17 protein-coding genes are annotated in these 18,599 nt (G+C 51.2%); 14 read left to right on the top strand and 3 right to left on the bottom strand.

Translation table 11 applies throughout. From position 1 onward, the window contains the following. The 3 genes from VF575_00965 to VF575_00955 all read left to right on the top strand — a co-directional run bounded on the left by VF575_00965 (position 1) and on the right by VF575_00955 (position 5,896). Positions 1-1,419 (top strand): hypothetical protein, encoded by a 1,419-nt coding sequence (locus VF575_00965; protein HEX8182153.1) that lies wholly within the window; start codon positions 1-3, stop codon positions 1,417-1,419. Beyond that, a complete protein-coding gene (locus VF575_00960) occupies positions 1,419-2,558 on the top strand; it encodes a hypothetical protein (protein HEX8182152.1) in 1,140 nt (379 codons plus the stop codon). The genes VF575_00965 and VF575_00960 overlap by 1 nt, the downstream gene beginning before the upstream one ends. A 95-nt stretch (positions 2,559-2,653) precedes the next feature. Next, positions 2,654-5,896, top strand: a complete 3,243-nt coding sequence (locus VF575_00955; protein ID HEX8182151.1) for a D-alanyl-D-alanine carboxypeptidase family protein — start codon at positions 2,654-2,656, stop codon at positions 5,894-5,896. Between the two features lie 174 nt (positions 5,897-6,070). Here VF575_00955 and VF575_00950 read toward each other — a convergent pair whose 3' ends face one another. Next, a complete protein-coding gene (locus tag VF575_00950) occupies positions 6,071-7,864 on the bottom strand; it encodes a hypothetical protein (GenBank protein ID HEX8182150.1) in 1,794 nt (597 codons plus the stop codon). 279 nt (positions 7,865-8,143) lie between these two features. Here VF575_00950 and typA point away from each other — a divergent pair, with 279 nt between their 5' ends. The 5 genes from typA (at position 8,144) to VF575_00925 (ending at position 11,941) form a co-directional block, all read left to right on the top strand. Then, positions 8,144-9,976: a translational GTPase TypA gene (typA, locus tag VF575_00945; GenBank protein HEX8182149.1), complete on the top strand. Its 1,833-nt coding sequence runs from the start codon at positions 8,144-8,146 to the stop codon at positions 9,974-9,976. Positions 9,977-10,095: 119 nt separating this feature from the next. After that, a complete protein-coding gene (locus tag VF575_00940) occupies positions 10,096-11,022 on the top strand; it encodes a magnesium transporter CorA family protein (protein ID HEX8182148.1) in 927 nt (308 codons plus the stop codon). Between the two features lie 78 nt (positions 11,023-11,100). Then, positions 11,101-11,286 carry a hypothetical protein gene (locus VF575_00935; GenBank protein ID HEX8182147.1) on the top strand — a complete coding sequence of 62 codons (186 nt, stop codon included), beginning with the start codon at positions 11,101-11,103 and terminating at the stop codon, positions 11,284-11,286. A gap of 81 nt (positions 11,287-11,367) precedes the next feature. Beyond that, positions 11,368-11,526, top strand: coding sequence for a hypothetical protein (locus tag VF575_00930; protein HEX8182146.1), 159 nt, complete (start codon positions 11,368-11,370; stop codon positions 11,524-11,526). Positions 11,527-11,569: 43 nt separating this feature from the next. After that, on the top strand, positions 11,570-11,941 hold the full coding sequence (locus VF575_00925; GenBank protein HEX8182145.1) for a metallopeptidase family protein: 372 nt from the start codon (positions 11,570-11,572) through the stop codon (positions 11,939-11,941). Here the strand turns inward: VF575_00925 and VF575_00920 are convergent, their stop codons facing one another. Together VF575_00920 and VF575_00915 are read right to left on the bottom strand one after the other, a co-directional pair. Continuing rightward, positions 11,942-12,568 carry a histidine phosphatase family protein gene (locus VF575_00920; protein HEX8182144.1) on the bottom strand — a complete coding sequence of 209 codons (627 nt, stop codon included), beginning with the start codon at positions 12,566-12,568 and terminating at the stop codon, positions 11,942-11,944. It abuts the gene before it with no gap. Between the two features lie 226 nt (positions 12,569-12,794). Further along, positions 12,795-13,787, bottom strand: coding sequence for a mechanosensitive ion channel family protein (locus tag VF575_00915; GenBank protein ID HEX8182143.1), 993 nt, complete (start codon positions 13,785-13,787; stop codon positions 12,795-12,797). Between the two features lie 128 nt (positions 13,788-13,915). Here VF575_00915 and VF575_00910 point away from each other — a divergent pair, with 128 nt between their 5' ends. From VF575_00910 to zwf, 6 genes are all read left to right on the top strand, one after another. Then, positions 13,916-14,500, top strand: coding sequence for an NAD(P)H-dependent oxidoreductase (locus VF575_00910; protein ID HEX8182142.1), 585 nt, complete (start codon positions 13,916-13,918; stop codon positions 14,498-14,500). Between the two features lie 98 nt (positions 14,501-14,598). Then, positions 14,599-14,898 (top strand): hypothetical protein, encoded by a 300-nt coding sequence (locus VF575_00905; GenBank protein ID HEX8182141.1) that lies wholly within the window; start codon positions 14,599-14,601, stop codon positions 14,896-14,898. 47 nt (positions 14,899-14,945) lie between these two features. Beyond that, positions 14,946-15,458 (top strand): metal-dependent hydrolase, encoded by a 513-nt coding sequence (locus VF575_00900; GenBank protein ID HEX8182140.1) that lies wholly within the window; start codon positions 14,946-14,948, stop codon positions 15,456-15,458. Positions 15,459-15,507: 49 nt separating this feature from the next. Further along, a complete protein-coding gene (locus VF575_00895; GenBank protein HEX8182139.1) occupies positions 15,508-16,170 on the top strand; it encodes a 6-phosphogluconolactonase in 663 nt (220 codons plus the stop codon). A 29-nt stretch (positions 16,171-16,199) separates the two neighbouring features. After that, entirely contained in the window at positions 16,200-17,141 is a 942-nt protein-coding gene (locus tag VF575_00890; protein ID HEX8182138.1) for an NADP-dependent phosphogluconate dehydrogenase, read from the top strand. After that, positions 17,138-18,541: a glucose-6-phosphate dehydrogenase gene (gene zwf, locus VF575_00885; protein ID HEX8182137.1), complete on the top strand. Its 1,404-nt coding sequence runs from the start codon at positions 17,138-17,140 to the stop codon at positions 18,539-18,541. The genes VF575_00890 and zwf overlap by 4 nt, the downstream gene beginning before the upstream one ends. Positions 18,542-18,599 lie beyond the last annotated feature (58 nt).

The following is an 18,599-nucleotide window of genomic DNA, read 5'->3' as shown; positions in this document are numbered from 1 at the left end:
ATGGGCAAAAAAGGACAAAGACCTGAACGGTCTCAGCCACCGGAACAGCACGAGCAAGTAATAGATTGGGGGGAAGTGGTAAGTCAGCCTGCCAGTCGATTAGATCAGAGGGCAGCTCTGGGTTTTCAACAAGCACCACAGCCAGTGGTGCCACAAGTCCGCGATATTGCAGTCTCGGAGCGAGCTATGAAAGAAATAGAAGAGAGGCGTCGTCAGAACTCTTACCGGGCCGCTCAAGCCGCTCAGCATGCTGCCCAAGCTGCCCAACAAGCCAGGGCACAGCAAAGAGATATGTTCGGAAACCCTATGTACTCTCCACGGCAAGGCCATCCACTCAGAAATCCGACAGGTAATCCAATGGGTCCGGCTGCTTTACCGCCGGCTGTTGAGACGCCATCCACTGGTCACAGGCGCCGGAATGCATACATTGCGCTTGGTACCGTTGCTGGCGTACTTTTAGTTGGTGGCGGCGGAGCTGGTTACTTCCTGGGCTTTCCCGACCTCAGTGGTAAATCAAGTGCAACCTCAAAACAGGCGTCCAAAACAGAATCCAGCTATCCGACCATGAGCACCGATACACTGGTCTGCGGCGGCGGTATCAAGCCGCTACCGGTGGCCAGCACGATTCTTCGTGACCCGAACGGGCGTATCGAAATAGGATTCGACGTACTGGACAAGGAAACGAATACTAAAGTCCGTGCCTTTACCCCCGTTGGCCTTCGGACAATCGCAAAAGCCAGTGTCAGCGTCTGCGGTATGACCAAAAATAACGAGCCTCAAACTCTGGCAGAATACACGAATGGCAGCTATGTCATACACCGCGAGGCAATAATCATGCAAAACGCCGCAATGGAGTCACCGCCCAATAAACAGTCACCGAACCGTAAAGAATGTGAACGAATGACTGCTATTGAGACCACCCCGAAGCTGATCGTCTGCGATCCCGCTAGGGTCGGCAATGATCGTAAAACGCATGTCGTGTTTTTGGGCGAGGACAACATTACCCAATCACCCCGGTACGAGAAGATAGTTAATGAGGATGCTCGCATCACACGATTAACCACGCCAGGAGTTAATAATGCAAATGCCGGCACCAACAAAAACTACATCAAACTATTCAGTGCGAAAATGATCGCAGAATTCTTGAAAACACTGGATGACCCAGCAAAATGCGCTACACTACAAGGCGCTATAGACGAATCGATGACGACGTTTGTACAATCATACTTACAAAACCAAGGTGTTAAAACGCCGTTGCCAACTGTCTCATTCAGCGGCAGCTACAGCGGTCTGCTAAAGGCCTACGAATCAAACGCAGACAACAAAAAATTATTAACAAACCCAGGATTGAATGTCGTGTTGAACCCAACCTGCGTGTCCGGCGAAGCTGCCATCAAGCCAGCAAAGGGAGCAAAATAATGTCACCAAACGAATATCCACGACCATTACCCATAGATAACTTACCCGTTGATCACGCGGCTGCAAGTAGGCTAGCGGTGTCCCGAGACCCTGCCATGCGTGACGAACGATTCGGGCAAGACCCCGCTGCCGGACTCGGCCCAGAGCCGCTCAATCAGCAGCCTGATTATTCACGAACGAGATCCAAAGCAAATGACGCATATCAGCAGACCCGGAATATTGAAGACGGATGGGAATCGAGTGACGAAGCCGATAGAGCAGCTGCTCAAGCGTTTGCACAGGTATTTGCGGCCCGCGCAGAGCGATCAATCCAAAATAGACAAAAAATACAACAGCTACGCAACGAGCTTATGGGAGCTGGGAACGAATTGCAGATATCTATCGATTACCAATCTTCCTGCAGACGGACCGTTGAGGTGGCGTACCAGGAAGTGAAAATGCATAAAATGACCTACGACGCTACTAAAGCTCAGATTGAACTTAAGCGCCATCATGCTCGTGGTATTTCACATGACATTGATACCGAAACACATCAACTCAAAGAGTATCGCGAGATTTTAGGTGTACTACGCGATGCATATCTCCGAGTCTGGAGGGAGCCAAAACAGGATCCGCCCTCCAAGACCCCCGAAGTTGATGAATATTTACAAATATACGCGGTTAGGGGAGACACTGACCCTAACGCCAGTTCAGATCTATCGATAAGGATTCAAGACGCAATTGCTAATATACAAGACAATTTCGCGCCCCAATCATACGCTCGAAGAGAGAGTTTAAAAGCAGATTTACTCACGGAAACCGAACCATTAGCAGCTCTCGGCAAAAAGGCCCAGCAAAGCCGCGAGGATACAGCTGTCGCAAAACGGGAGTACTATCGTCTAAAAGAAAGCTTAAAGCAAGCAGAATATCGTACATGTTTAATTACTGGGAGATTGCGACAGATTCGAGACGAAATAGATCGACAATTATCCCCAACTACTACGTCAATCGTCGACGAAGTCAAACAATTACTAGACGCAGCCCGGCAACAACCAGCAGTCCAGGAGCATCGTCGCATTGCCACCACGGCTCCAACCGCAAAAACTTTGGGAGGGAAAATACTCTCGATAGGACGTAAGACTCCGCCGGCAGATGGGTGATAAGCACAGAAGTGAACATAATCGTACTAGTAATAAGCCCAGCCAAATAAATTAGATCGCATCGTCATTATAGGATCGTCGAGAAAGGAAACATCGTGTTCAGAAAACGGAACCAAGCCAGTATGAGCCCCGCTGAGGTACAAACGCCCTCGCCAGAGAGCATAGCCGACAATCCGGCCCTTCTAGATTACAGAACACGGCTTAGTGAGCAGCTCCGCGGTGTTGACAGCTCCGATAAGCAGTTCCCAGGAGTTGTCAGCGCCGACCTTGTCGATGCGCTGAATGTTGATAGCAGCGCTGATCCTCTGGCCACCTCCGCAGTTATCGAAAAGGAGCGTGGCGGCTTTCAGTTTGTCGGAATAACAGTCGCCCCAAATAGTCTTGAAGCCTACCGACGGGGTAAGGATCAGGCAAATGAAAACATGAAACGCCTCATGTACAGTCCCCTGGGAAGTCTTATACGCGATGAGCTGAGCTCTGTCGAAACAGTACATCAGATTCAAAGTCAAACACGCGCGACGACTTCAAAACAGATCGATCGCATAAATAGCTGGGGCAAGCGGAACGCCGGTCGATCCCGTTCTGTAGAAGATTCTATAGAAGATTTAAAAACTGTCAAAGAATGGGCATTGTACAACATTCAGTCTGCATACTGTACCCACTTGCTGGCAGAGAAACTACGACCCCAGCTCCAGGCTGAGCGGAGCACCGTTATTGTCGGTGAGCTTCTGCGGCGAGTCAAAGACATCAGCCAACCATCAGCAAAACATCACCGTGAATCAGGCGGCATTGAGCGTTTATACTCACAGCTTGCCCGCTTACAAACACCGGATCCACAAGTTGAGCTTCGTCTCGCGCGCAGTGTCATGCAGGAATACGAGGCAGTCACTGCCCGCGTCAGGGAACGAAAAGGTGCGCAGATCGCCAAAGACGACGACATACGTCTTCGCTGTTTGGCATTGGCCCACAGCGCGGTCGCTGCCAACGATAGACGCGCTATACCGCATCGTTCTAAAGGTTCTACATATCCCGACAACGTAACCGTCGAGGAAATAAAATTATCTGACATCCGGCACCACCAACTCGAAACAGCCCAGGCGCTCATGCCCAGGAGAGTTCGGTCAGCTGAGCATGCTGCCCCGGCACACGATCTGACCAAAATGCTGACAGCCCCACTGTACAATGCAATGACGTTTGAATACCCACCTCTTGAAATGCCAGACATACGCCCGGCCACTTTAGAGAAATGGCAGGAAAGCGGACGAGCAGTCCTCGTCGAAGGCCAGGTATTTAAACGTCGAGTTGTAGAGGCAGGTGGCGACGCAACCCGCCGCGTCGCCGATGTCAGCAGGCCGGCCGTAGCAGCTAGCGCAGTAGCTGGTGCGATTGCGCTTGGAGTGATACATCCCGAAGGCGCAGCGGCAGCAGTGAGAACCACACAATCTGCTGAATCATCATTTAAATTAGATTTGTCCTCGGTATTGGCTGGAACCGAAACCAGCTCGCTGACAGGCCAATTACCGACCAGTATACAAAATATTCTGGCGGCTGCCACCCAATCGCCAGACTTCGCACCACCGATGGAGTCATCGGTATTATTTGCACCTGCCGTACTACAAAAGCCGTCAGTCGCACCACCGGCAGCAGTCCGGCCGCCGATACAAGCACCAAACCAAGCAAAAGCTCCTGAACGTAACGATCGCCTCCGTAATCTCGCTGCATACACACCGCTGCTAAATGTCATCGCAAAAGGCGAAAGCGGTGGTAATTACAACGCTTACTACGGGAATGGAGACAACACGAGTAAAGAATTTACCGAGATGAGCGTGCGACAGGTTTTATCCTGGCAAAAAGCATATGTTAAAAACGGAAGCCCCAGTAGCGCTGTCGGTAAATACCAGTTCATTCAGGGGACATTACGCGGATTAATCATAGACCTCGATGTGGACATGAATGAAAAGTTCGATGCCCAATTGCAGGACCGGCTTGCAATCAAGCTACTGGAGCGGCGTGGTCTACGCGAGTATGCGGAAGGCCGTCTGAGCCGACGAGAATTTGCCGCTAACCTTGCTCAAGAATGGGCGTCTCTCCCCAAAATGACTGGGTCGCGGCCAAGCCGTAGTTTCTACGCCGGCGATGGCCTCAACAGCGCGCACGTTAGTATGGGCGAGGTATACAATGCACTTGAAGCCTTGGAAAATGGTCTGAAATCCGGTAACGGCGCGGTTGCTACGCCACCCGTGACACCACCAGCCCCGATTACTCCCGAGGCTGCCCCAGCTCCAGTACCTATTACAATAGATCCCGCTACAGCAGCCATCAACGGACTCTTTGATAGCCTCAGAGCGGTCGCAACTGTGCCCGACACCTTCATCGACATTCCTGCCGTTGAAGGCCCTGCATCCGAGGCTCCAACGACAGAAGCACCAGCAACACCCGATCCAGAGATTCAAGATCCGGGAAATTCCAACACAGACGATACAGATCTTGTCCTCAATCCAGCTTTATATGTAGAACCTTCTCAATCGAGCATAACCATTCCTGACAACGTACTAGACAGCGAGACAGTACCGGATGAACAACCGCGTGATCAGAGTTCTCTCGATATCATTGAATCTACGGAGGGAGATGTACTCGTCGAAGGTCCGACTGTCGAAACGCCACCGCCTGTCACTCCTCCGCCAGCCCCGGTAGATGAGAAGAAGGCCGAAGAACCTAAAGCCGTCACCCCCCCGAATGGCAATGAAAACAAGGACCGTGATGCTAAGCCCGATACGAATGATGATGGCGGTGGCGCATGCGCCGTTGGCTCGGTATCGGTCGGTATTCACAAAGTGTACACTAATGGTAAAGCCAGTAAAACTGAGTTATGTGCAGTTGTCGGCTTGCCAAGTAGCGGCTCTGAAAGTACTCCCGGCAATAAATATTACGTACGCGGCGCAGAAGGCAACGCGCTCATCCTGGCAAAATACTCAAAGAATCTCGTCGATATGGTAGCGGCCGCCAAAGCAGACGGCGTCAATCTACAAGCTACTAGCTCGTACCGGACTAATCAGCACCAAATAGATCTATGTCCGACCACTGCCTGCATAAAAGGAAGACCGGGCGCTAACAAATACGTTGCGCAACCTGGCCATTCCGAGCACCAAAACGGCGAAGCAATCGACTTTAAAGATACTAACCGTGGTCGCTCCGGTAACTGTCGAGGCGCCCACCTGCACGACGGCAAATGTGTTGCACCGGACCATAAAGGCTGGCGATGGCTGAATGAAAATGGAGCAAAATTTGGCTTCAAGCAATACATCCACGAATCTTGGCACTGGTCACCTAAAGACTAATAATAGAACAGTGGTGTGTTTACAAAATAATGGTGCATTGAAAGTAAAGTGTTCAGTGCACCACAAGAATCTACACAGAAATACAGCGCATGAAATTAATGCTACACCAATTTTGTGATAGCATTTTATCTGTGTAGCTAAACAAATGCGCTTGGAAGCACTATGAAAGCTCACCTATGAAGGAGTTGGTGTTGCCATGGTTTCCGTTGGCGCTGGAGCTGGAGTAACGTTCGGCGTAGCCTGCGGCAGGTTACCGCACGGATCGATATTGCCGTTCTTCATGACACGTAGTGTCGCCGTGTCTAGTGCAATCTCGAAGTCTCGACTATCATCGACGGCCTGTAATACCGCTTTACTAATGCTTGTGATGTCCGCACTAGTAATTTCAGATCCATCGCGGTTCTGAAGCTTGACTACATCGGCACCACTCCGATAGACGTCCAGCACGCCGTTGCTAAGTTTTTCACCAAGTGATTGTTTGGACATAGGATCTGAGAATAATGGGATATCATCCCCGGTGTGTTCTCGCAGCACCGAGTAAACATTCGAATCTTTCTCATTTGAGTTATTATCTGACAAGGCAGGTACGACCTGATCATCAATACCCGAACCATTAACGCTTGTTTCTGTGTCAAAAAATCCAGGCAATTTATAGGTTGTTTGCATGTCCTGTGTGACGTCTTCTGGTGTTTCACTATCTGTGAAACCTTCAGTAATAACATATTTCATTCCAGCCTGCCGGTATGCCAAGGCGTACACCTTGGCGTATTCTGCCAGAGCCGCCGGATCATTGATTGAAGTATTTGCATCCTTCACCTGGCGCAGATCTGCCCAATTGACGACGACGCCGTCTATACCCTGGCTGCGGAGTTCGGTCGCTCGCTTCTCAGCCGCTGAGGCAGCCGCAGCCAAGTCTATATTTGTAGCTGAATCAGTCGGCGCTGGTGCTGATTCAGTGGACGCATCAGTTGGCGCAGTCGTTGGGACTGCAGTCTCGGTCGCAGCCGGAACTGCAGGTGATTCGGTTGGGGCAGGTGTTGCCTCGACTGTCGCTGACGCTGTTGGCGACGACGTGTTAGCTGCTGTCGGAGCGGGTGTTTGAGCTGGCGTTTCTAGTGGCACCGCTCCATAGACAACAGCTTTTTCTTCCAGCAATACGACGGTTGAATTGGACATAATATTTTTGAAGGCTTTGATTTGTGTCAGGTCCTGTGGCATTGTCGATAACGATACAAATCCGATACGATGATCTTGCAGCTCTTTGGCAACAGCCGGCAGACCGTCGCCAGTGATTCGGATCATAGTTCGGGATTCTACTTGCTGAGCTACCGGTGTTTTCTGCACGCATTCCAGTGGCGTCAGTATGGCGGCCGGTTCAGTTAGCGTCGGCGATGGGCTCGGCGGGACCGTCGGAGTCACTGTCTGTGGATTGCCCGTACTAGTCTTGCCGTCGGGTTGCGAATCAGACACGTAGCCTACAAAGTTTTTGCCGTATCTTATCACTTCATCACTATATCCAGATGCATAGATACCGATTGACGGCGCAATGACAAGTAATGTTATAGCGCCAAGAATTTTTGCTGGACGATCACTCTTGCGTCGTTCATTGCCGTCGTCCGGTTCTGCATATTCATCGAGAAAACCCGCGCCTGTTTCCCTCGAAGCGACTGAAGGAGCGACTGGGTTGGTCGGTGGCATGGGGCGGGGCGGTGTCCGATCTGGAACTACGCGAAGTCTAATCTGCGGCTGCGGCTGTCCCGGGCGCGGCTTTACTGCTGAGCCGAACGGGAATACAGAAGGCTGAGCTGAGCCACTTTGCTGGGGCGGGGCAGGCGGCCGTGATCCAGGTGGTTGTGCTTCAGGCGGCGCCGGTGATCCGGCATCAGTTGGGACAAACATACCCCCACCCATCTCCCACCAGTCTTTACCGGTGTGAGAATTATTAGGATTAGAACCGTCTGTCGTCATAATTATTTGAATTATATATCATTACTATATAATTGACAAACCGATAAACAAACAGGCTGACAATACATTTATTATCGCAATTTCCGGTATACATAGTACTCCAATCGCAAAATTATATCCCGGTCTTGAAAAAATATGTTGCTTATGTCATAATGCTGACAAGATACAACGCTCCGCGCGTTACTCCGATGATAGCGGTACCGACAATACGTATGGACCGGTAGACGCGGGCGTCTTTTATTAAGCAATAAGATAATAGTATTGAGATAGGTAATTTATATGGCCCAGATGCAAGACCCAACCAAGATTCGTAATGTCGCGATTATCGCGCACGTTGACCACGGCAAGACAACGCTGGTTGATGGCCTCCTCAAGCAATCGCAGACGTTCCGCGACAACCAGGCCGAGATGAAGCAAGACCTCATCATGGATTCTGGAGACCAGGAGCGTGAACGGGGTATTACGATTACTGCCAAGGTAACTGCCGTCCAGCACGGTGACTACCGTATCAATATCATTGATACTCCAGGTCACGCTGACTTCAGCGGGGAAGTCGAGCGCACGCTGAATCTGGCCGATGGCTGTCTGCTGATCGTCGACGCCCAGGAAGGTCCGATGCCACAGACCAAATTCGTTCTGACCAAGGCACTTGCCAACGGCCTGAAGCCAATCGTCGTTATCAACAAGATCGACAAAGACGGCTCCCGCATCAAAGAAGTCGAGAACGAACTGGCAGATTTATTCTTGGAGCTGGCCGTTCATGAAGACCAATTGCACTACCCAGTCTATTACGCTATCGGCCGCGCCGGCAAAGCCTGGACCACACCGCCAGCCCATCCAGATGAAGATGGTGACCTCGAAGCGATTTTCCAGGCTATTATTAATGACATTCCAGCTCCCTCCGTCGAACTCGACAAGCCATTCCAGATGCTCGTTACAGCACTTGCTTGGGACACCTACAAGGGTAAATACGCCATCGGCCGAATCTCCCGTGGACGCATCAAAGGCGGCGACCAAGTCACTCTCTGCAAGAAAGACGGCACATTCAGCAAATCCAAGGTCGAACTGGTATTCATGAGCCACGGCGTCAGCAAATTTGAAGTACCAGAAGGTGTCGCCGGAGATATCGTTCAGCTGACTGGCGTCGGCAATGCCCAGATCGGCGAAACCGTCGCTGACGCTGAACAACCAGAAGCGCTGCCAGTACTAGAAGTGGAAGCACCAACGCTCCAGATCTATCTCGGGCCCAACACCAGTCCGTTCAAGGGGCAGGAAGCGGAATTCAATACCAGCCGTCAAATCAGCGACCGCCTGCAGAAGGAACTCGAGACCAATGTCGGCCTCCGCGTCGAAGACGAAGGCATCGGCTTCAAGGTCTCCGGCCGGGGCGAACTGCACCTGTCTGTCCTGATCGAAACCATGCGCCGCGAAGGCTTCGAATTCGAAGTCGGCCGCCCGCAGGTCGTTACAATCGTCGACGAAAAAGACGGCGTCACCAAAGAGCCACTCGAAGAAGTTATTATCGAAGTCCCGGCTGAACACGTCGGCACAGTCCAGATGGAACTCGGCCAGCGCCGGGCGACACTAATCGAACAGTTTGCCAGCCCCAAAGGCGTCACGAAATTAGTCTATGAACTGCCGACCCGGGCACTCATCGGTCTCCGCAACATCCTGATGACCGGTACCAAAGGCACCATCGTCATGAACAGCCTGGTCACCGGCTACCAGCCGCTTGGCAGTGCATTACAGCAACTGCGCAATGGTGTGCTGATCTCCTTCGAGCAGGGCGTCACCACGCCGTACGCGCTCCAAAATGCTGAAGCCCGCGGTACGACCTTCATCGGCCCGGCAGAAAAGGTCTATGCCGGTCAGATCATCGGACTCAACACCCGCCAAGAAGATATGGAAATCAATGTCTGTAAGCAAAAGCACCTGACCAACATGCGCTCATCCAGCTCTGACGGCGTCGTCCAGCTGACACCGCCGACCATCTTTAGCCTTGAGCAGTGCCTCGATTTTATTGAAAACGACGAACTATTGGAAGTCACGCCCAAGAGTCTACGGCTGCGCAAACGCGAACTCGATCCTAATAAAAGAAAACGCGCTAAGTAGCCCCTAAATAGCCCTCTAAGCGCAAGCACGCCCAGCAAATTACTCCAATTACATAAACACAGCGCGTAAGCCCCATATAGACATGCTGCTTACGCTTATATTTCAGGTACAATAATAGTATGACCAGTATCTACTACAACACGGCCGAGCAAGGCACTATAGAGCTGCTCCCAGAGCCAAGGCAGGGCGCCTGGATTGCCGTCATGGGGCCAGACGAGGCCGAGCTGGATGTGCTGGCTGAAGCCTATGGCCTCGACCGTGACCTGCTGGCCGACGCCGTCGATATCTACGAAGCGCCGCGTGTCGAAAAAGACGGCAGCAGCGTGTACGTGTACACACGTTATTGCTATCCCGAAGGCAAAGAAATCGCGACTGAACCGTTGCTACTGATCGCGACTGCCGATCACTTGATTACCGTCATGCGAACTGATAACAATCTGCTGGCAAATTTCACAAACGGCAAAATGGAAGTCAACACGGCTCAAAAGGCCCACTTGCTGGTCCAAATCATGGAAGCAGTCAACATTTCCTACGAGAAACAGATCAATAAAGTCTCCAAGCAGATTCTCAGAATCCGCGCTCAGTTGCGACAATCGCAGATCAGTAACCGCGCCTTTGTCGGCATCATCGAGCTCGAAGAAGACCTCAACGAATTTATCGCCGCGCTGCAGCCGCAAGGCATATTGCTGGCGGCACTGAGCAGCACCAAATACCTGCGCCTGTCAGAAGACGACAAGGAAATGATCGAGGACTTGCGGCTTGGCACCAACGAGCTTATCGAGCTGACCAAATCCCGGCTGCGGACGCTCACCAACATCCGCCAAGCCTATGACGCCATCGCCACCAACAACCTGAACAACACCTTCAAACGCCTGACCAGCATCGCCATCTTTCTAACCATACCGACGATCATTGGTGGACTGTTCGGCATGAATGTGCCAATACCGTTAGCCGACCAGGGCCACGCCTTCCTGTACGTCCTGCTAATTATAGCCGGCCTAATGTTAGCCGCAGTTTGGCTGTTCCACCGCAAGCGCTGGCTGTAACGTCATTAGAAAATAGTATATTTTGTAACTTCGTCTTGAGAAATGCTATGATTGGCAGTACCAATTGAGGATTCCAGCGTGACTGAACAATCTTATCCGACCCATGAATACATTACTGCTCTGCAGGAGCTGCAGGTTTCATCAGCTAGGATTACATCCGAAAACGCCAGAATTGATCATATCCGAGACACTATACGGCAGTCTCGTACTGGCGACATACTGGGTAAGCCGTTCATGGTCGAGACATACATTGCACTCGGATAACCCTTAAACGCCGCAGACGACAAACGAGTTCTGTTTAACGAAGGTGTTACATTTAGCGGTGTACTAGCTTCGTGCACTTACTTGTTGGACAAGGATATTCCACTTGATTCAATTGTATTGGTGTTTGAAGAGCCAACACTGATGGCAGCCAGCATCTGCGGCGATACACTACCGCTCGAGCGTCTACGGGTACCCATCATGGCAATTAATAGTTGCCTCGATCTACCGCGCTTCGATTAGCGCAGCCAACAAACATGTATGCGGATTTTGGTACAATGAGCTGATGCTAGATATATCTGACGAATTATTCGACGAACTGATAAATGAAGCCTTGGCAAGTCTGCCCGGCGAGCACATCAAACAAATCGAAAATATTGCGATTCTGCGTGAGGATGACCCGACACCGGAGCAACGCCGACTGCTGCAACTGCGTGATGACCAATCGCTGTACGGGCTCTACGAAGGCGTCCCGCTGCCAGCCCGGCAAGGACAAACCCGGCTCATGCCCGATAAAATTACCTTATTCAAGCATCCGCTGGCCTCAGGCGCCCGCACCATTAATGAGTTTAAAGAAGAGATACGGCATACGCTGTGGCACGAGATCGGGCATTATTATGGGCTCGATCACGACCGGATACGGGAACTGGAGCAGTAACTATATACTCGGTATGAATATTGGCGTTCGGAGATTAGGGTCATTAACATCCAACAGGGCGATTGATCCGTTGGGTACATCACATTTGCGAAATACCTGTCTGCTGACATTTTGATGTACTCCGGGCAGTGCTTTTGATGTCTGACCATGTGTAGATATTAGTAATTTACCAGGCGTTAAATGCTGGTAGTCGCGCTCTAATTCAGCAATACGTTCTGCGACGTCCGCCTCACTCTCACCTTCTGGGTGGATTTTCAATCGTAAGCCTTCGGCTTTAGCTCGTTCAATCATTTCGGGTGTATCAAATATGGCAGATTTTGAAGTGCCTTCAGGCCATGGGCCATAGTACTGTTCTGCTGCCCGCGAGTCGTATACTATCTCGACCGGATGGCCAAGACCTCTGGTAAATTCTTCGGTTGTTTGCCGTGCACGAATTGCAGGCGAGCTTACGATAAGCCCAATGCCAAGTCGAGCTGCAAATATCCCAGCTTGATATGCCTGTGTGCGCCCTATGTCCACAAGAGATGGATCTCTGCTGCCAAATGTACCGGCAGCATTTATATTGTCATCCGACAACCCATGGCGGAGTGTATAAGTTTCGGTTGTAGGATAAACATTTGAAAACATGATAATTACATAATTTAAGTTATTAATAACCATTATACTACATGTGTCAACTAAACACAAGCATAATCAAACCTGAATCTCAAAACCTCTACCTTGAGTGGCAACCTGCGGGGCGGCCCTTAGAATTGTTTTATCCCTAAAGATAAAAAATTTTAGGGGCGGACAGGTTGACGAGGCTCATGGGCAGGTTTTGAGATTCAGGTTAATCAGTGATTACACAGCCGAATTATTTTTTCGTCGTGTAACGCCGTGCCGACAAGCTGCGCTTGGCAGTTGGGGCTTTGCGGGCATTGGTGATGGCGCGGGCGAAGCGGCGTTCTGATTCGGTGTCGGCGAAGCGGGCGATCGGATCTGTCGCTAGCAGGTTTAATTCTTGTTTTTCGTCTATTTCTGTCATGACATCGATAGCGTATTTTTCGATCAGCCATTCGCGGCTCGGGGCTGTCTCGGCAATTGCCGTGATATGCCACAGTTTGTCGCCGACTTTGCTGCTGGTCATAACCTGCAATGGACTTATAACCAGTAATTTACCGCCCGGCAAGCGGCGATTGGTGGATTCGATGAGGGCGTGGCCGCGGTCGAGGTCATTGACGAACAACTCAATGGCAATCGTTCGGATGCCTTTCGGCGTAATCCGCACGGCTTGGATGTTCTGATTGTTAACCCAAATAACTTCGCCGTTCAAGCCGCGGATGCGGGTCGAACGCAGGGTGACACGCTCGACGACACCTTGCATATCACCAAACGGCTCAATCCTGACATGATCACCGACAGCATACCATTGTTCGGCCATCATAACGCTACCGGACGATATGTCACGGAGCGCTGGCCCGAGGGCGCCACCGATGATGATCGCCAGCAGGGCACTAGTACCAATGAGGGCAGTCGGCTGCTGCGACGGATGGCCGTCAATCCACCACAGATAGAGCGCCAGCAGTATCAGAAATGTCCTGATCAGTGCGATAGAGATAACAATAATCGTCTCGTAGCGGCGCAGCCGGTTGACCATTTGCAGGCTTTCGGTTTTGTCGGCTTGGCGGCCGAGCGCAGCGACGATGCGGCGCAGCAGTACAGCCAGCACCCGGCCAAGCGCGTACGCCAAACCGAGGAATATCACCAGTGTCACAATCGAATCCAAGTTAAGAAAGGAATTTGAAATTTGTTCGAGCGTACCGGTGATCTGCCGGATTGAATCGTTGCTCACGTTAGAAAAACCCATAAAACGATGTGTGTTTGTTATGATGCACGCCACTTAGTATAGCAAGCCGCGCCCATTCTGTCAGACGAGTCGCGGGTCATGATTGCTGATTCGCGGCATTCGCTGGTAGAGCAGGGTATACTACATACATGCAACCACTTACCATCGCCGTTCTCGCTGGCACAACACGGGCGCAGCGAGAATCAGACAAAGCCGCCCGATATATAGCCCAGTACGGCCAAAAACTGGATGGGGTTGAGATTATGTACGTCGATCCCATAGATTTTAATTTCCCCGGCGACGGCAATGACCCCGAAGGCAAAGACCCGCGCTATAGCGATATTACCAAGAAGGCTGACGCATTCTTCATTGTCACTCCTGAATACAATCACAGCTTTCCGGGCAGCCTGAAGCGAATGCTCGACAGCGAACTGCAGACCTACAATCACAAGCCAGTCGCTCTTGCTGGCGCCAGCAGCGGTAACTGGGGCGGGGTACGCGCGGTCGAAGCCCTGGTGCCGGCGGTACGCGAAACTGGCCTTGTCGTACTATCGTGGGATATATACTTTCCTCGAGTACAAGATTTGTTCACGGAAGATGGCACTATAAAAGCCGAACATGCTGAACGCTATGACCGGAATCTCGGCAAGCTGTATGCTGAGCTTATTTGGCTCGCACGCATACTGAAAACTGGCCGGCAAGAGCTGGCGCAGTCGACAAGCTCTGCGTCCTAGATTAGCATCACTTTCTACAGATGTAGGCCGTTCAGGCATTACAGCTTCAAGTAAGTTAAAATATATATAAGAAACTTTATGCAGCGAGGACAGTCAATATGACACAGCTAAAACAGGGTATGGACTGGTTATTCAAAGATTTGCATGGCCGTAACGGCAAATACATTATTGTCCAAGCTCCGAATGTGCCGCAGGTAATTTTTGTCATCTTTATTATCCTAGCTGTTATTGTCTATCCAGGCTTCTTGCAAACGCTGTTTGCTTTCATCGGCTATGCCGCACTCGCCTACTGGGGATATCTAGAGATTACCAGCGGACTGAGCCGCTTTCGTAAATTGCTGGGATACCTGGCCGTGCTGGCAGTTATCGGTGCTTTGCTGCTTGGTCTCGGATTCTAGTGTCTGGTGTTCTGACATTCGTGGGAATATAGCTTATACTTACCGGTATGCCAGGATATAAAGGTCATGTATTTGGTGCTGCTGTCTGCAATAGCGCCTACGTCGGCGCCCTGGCGCTCGCGCCTGATGCTGTTCTCGGCAGTAATCACTATCTTATTAGTGATGTCCAGCTGTTGATCGGTCTGTTTGTTATCGCTATTTTGTTTGGCTTGTTTCCGGATATTGACACCAACTCTAAGGGCCAGGATATATTTTTTGGCTTGGCATTCATAGCCGACATACTCCTCATATACGACGGCCGGATAACGGCAGCCGCTTTCCTGGGCTTACTGGCCATGACGCCGATCCTGAGTCATCACCGCGGCTGGACACATAGCAAACCAGCAATGATTCTCGTGCCACTACCTATAGTGCTGGTGCCGTATCTATACAACAGTGCCTATTTGGATACGGCGCTAGTCTTGTACGGGGCGGCGCTCGTCGGGTATTTTAGCCATCTACTGTTTGACGGCAAAATAACACGCCTGATACACATCAAAGGCGGCGGTTCATATAATTAAATTGGCCGCAGCCATTCCGGCAACGCACCTGACGGTGTACTATAGAAATATGAAATTTGTGAGGGTACACCAATTAGCAGACGGCGTTGAGCCACTACGTGATCGATTGCTCAAAGAGCTGGCTGATGGCAAACGCGTCGTTTGGCTAGTGCCCGGCGGCTCCAATATACCGCTGACAGTTGCGGTCATGGCGCAGCTGCCAGATGAGTTGACTGCGGGCTTGACCATCTTACTCACTGATGAGCGCTTCGGACCAGTCGGACACCCCGATTCCAATGCACACCAGCTCGATGAAACCGGGTTTTTACCAAAACAGGCAACAGTCGTACCCGTGCTTCGGGATAATCTGTCGCTGCCGGAGACTATCGCACACTATGCTGCAGCCTTTACTCAAGCCACCGGGTCCGCCGATGTAATCATCGGGCAATTTGGCATGGGCGCCGACGGGCATATTGCCGGCATACTGCCTGGTTCGGTTGCTGTTCGATCGGCAGACATGGCAGCCGGCTACGTGGCGCCGAACTTTACACGGATTACCTTGACGCCTAACGCCCTTCGGCAGCTGACCGCTGCCTATGTCTTTGCATTCGGTAGTGATAAGCGTCTAGCGATGCAGCGTCTGCAAGCCGAAACCCTTAGCCTCGACGAACAACCTGCCCAAATCATCAAGCATATCCCAGATTCGTATGTATATAATGATCAGATTGACTAAATAACCACCAATCTTAGAACGGAGCATTCATGAAAATCGCAATATCAGGCCTTGGACGCATGGGGATGCAGATAGCTGAAAAATTGGTCAAAGATGGACATACTGTCATTGCGCACAACCGCAGTTCCGATAAGGTTGATCATGCCGCTGGCTTTGGCGCAACTGCCGCATACAGCAAACAAGATGTTGCAGCTGCATTTGAAGACGGCGAGCAGGCTATTCTATGGATCATGCTGCCAGCTGCCATTATCGACAGCGAGCTTAGCGACTGGATGGACATACTGCCAGAAGGCACGATATTTGTCGACGGCGGCAACTCGGACTACCGATTGACTAGGCAGCACGCCGAAACCGTCCACAACCACGGTTCGATTCTGCTTGATAGCGGTACCAGTGGCGGCATCATGGGCCTGAAAGACGGCTTTTGTATGATGATCGGCGGCGACCAGACGTCGTATCAGCTGCTTGAGCCGATTTTCCAATCGCTCGCAGCCCCACTCGGCGGCTACCACCATTTTGGATCAACTGGATCCGGCCATTACGTCAAGATGGTGCATAACGCCATTGAATACGGGATGATGGAAAGTCTTGCAGAAGGCTACCGCATGCTCCATGAAGGCCCGTACAAAGAACTCGATCTTGCGGCTGCTGGCGACCTGTGGCAAAACGGCAGTATTGTCACCTCGGGGCTAAACAAGCTCACAACGCAGGCATTAGCAGAAAACCCAACGCTGCAAGGCATCGACGGCTTCGTGGCTGAATCAGGCGAGGCTCGCTGGACACTGGAGACAGCCAAAGAACTGAATATTCCGCTGCCGAGCATCCAAGCTTCATTCGACGTCCGGCTCGCCAGCCAAAAGGGAGAAACCAGCTTTACCACCAAGTTGCTGGCTGCAATGCGCAACAAATTTGGCGGCCATGCAATAAACAATGAAAGTCCCGTCGATAGCCAGGTTGAGCCGAAGACATGAGCCTCCAACCTGTCATCATTGTTATTTTTGGCATCACCGGCGATTTGGCGCAGCGCAAACTGCTGCCCGCGCTGTATCATCTCCTCAAAGATGGACTCCTCCACGAAGACAGTGTCATTCTTGGTATTACCAGACGCAATGTAACCGCCGATGACCTATTGGGACAAGTGGAGTTATGCGTTAATGAAATTGATAAAGTTTGCGATCCGACAGGCATACGCAAAGTAAAAGCTGCTCTCCGCATGCACCAGATGAGCCAGACAGACGGTGCCGAATACGACCAACTCCTGACAATGCTGAACGGCATCGAGGCCGAAAAGGGTATGTGCCTAAACCGGCTCTACTATCTGTCGATACCGCCGCAGATGTTCGAACCGATCGTCCGTAATCTAGGACAACACGGACATAATCAGACATGCGCTCACGGTACTGGCAGCGCACGCCTGCTCGTCGAAAAGCCGTTTGGCTATGATACTGCCTCTGCCCAAACACTGATCAAAGAAACTGGCGAATGGTTCCGCGAAGACCAGTTGTTCCGGATTGATCATTATGTTGCCAAGGAAACCGTCCAAAACATTTTGGCATTTCGCACCTTCAATCCGCTATTTGAAAGTATATGGAATGCCCGGCATATTGACCGCATCGAGATAACTGCTTACGAAGAGATTACCATCGAAGGCCGAACGGCGTTTTACGAAGGTGTCGGCGCACTGCGCGATTTTATACAAAGCCACTTATTACAATTGCTCACTGTGGTGACCATGGAGCTACCGGGCAATGATGACAGTGACGCCGTGCACGCCAGCAAACAAAAGCTGCTGGAATCTGTCGAGACAGTTCAGCCGGACGAGGTTGCGCAGCGGGCCGTCCGCGGTCAATATGAGACATACCGGCAAGAAGTCCAAAGCCCGCACACCACGACCGAAACATACGCCGCACTGACTGTAGCTGTTGCAAACGATCGCTGGCGCAATGTGCCAATGATCATTCAGACCGGCAAGGCCATGCAACGTAAACTCACGGAAATCCGAGTGGTGTTCAAACAGTCTGGTGGCATAGCTGAGATGGTAGCCGATCCCAATGAGCTCGTCTTTTGCATTCAGCCGGACGAGGGAATTATGTTACACCTCAACGCCAAAAAACCAGGCTTTACCAATGAACTGCAGTCAGTGCATATGAACTTTAATTATCAGCAAGCCTTCGACGTCAATGGCCATCCGGACGCATATGAACGAGTACTTATCGATGCTGCCCGTGGCGATCACACATTGTTTACGACCAGTACTGAGGTGCTTGAAGCCTGGCGGATTGTTGAACATGTCCTGCATACCTGGAGCGTGTCTGACGACGGACTGGTGATATATCCTCAGGGTGCTGCAGAAGTGGTACCGCATAGTTAGCCATAAGTTTTGCTACACTATAGATAGCATGATAGACAACGCAAAATCGGCGGCCACA

It is taken from the genome of Candidatus Saccharimonadales bacterium (assembly GCA_036388415.1).
GTDB lineage: Bacteria > Patescibacteriota > Saccharimonadia > Saccharimonadales > UBA4665 > UBA4665.
Note: the sequence above shows the minus strand (reverse complement) of the source record. Positions and strands in the feature narration are given on the sequence as shown.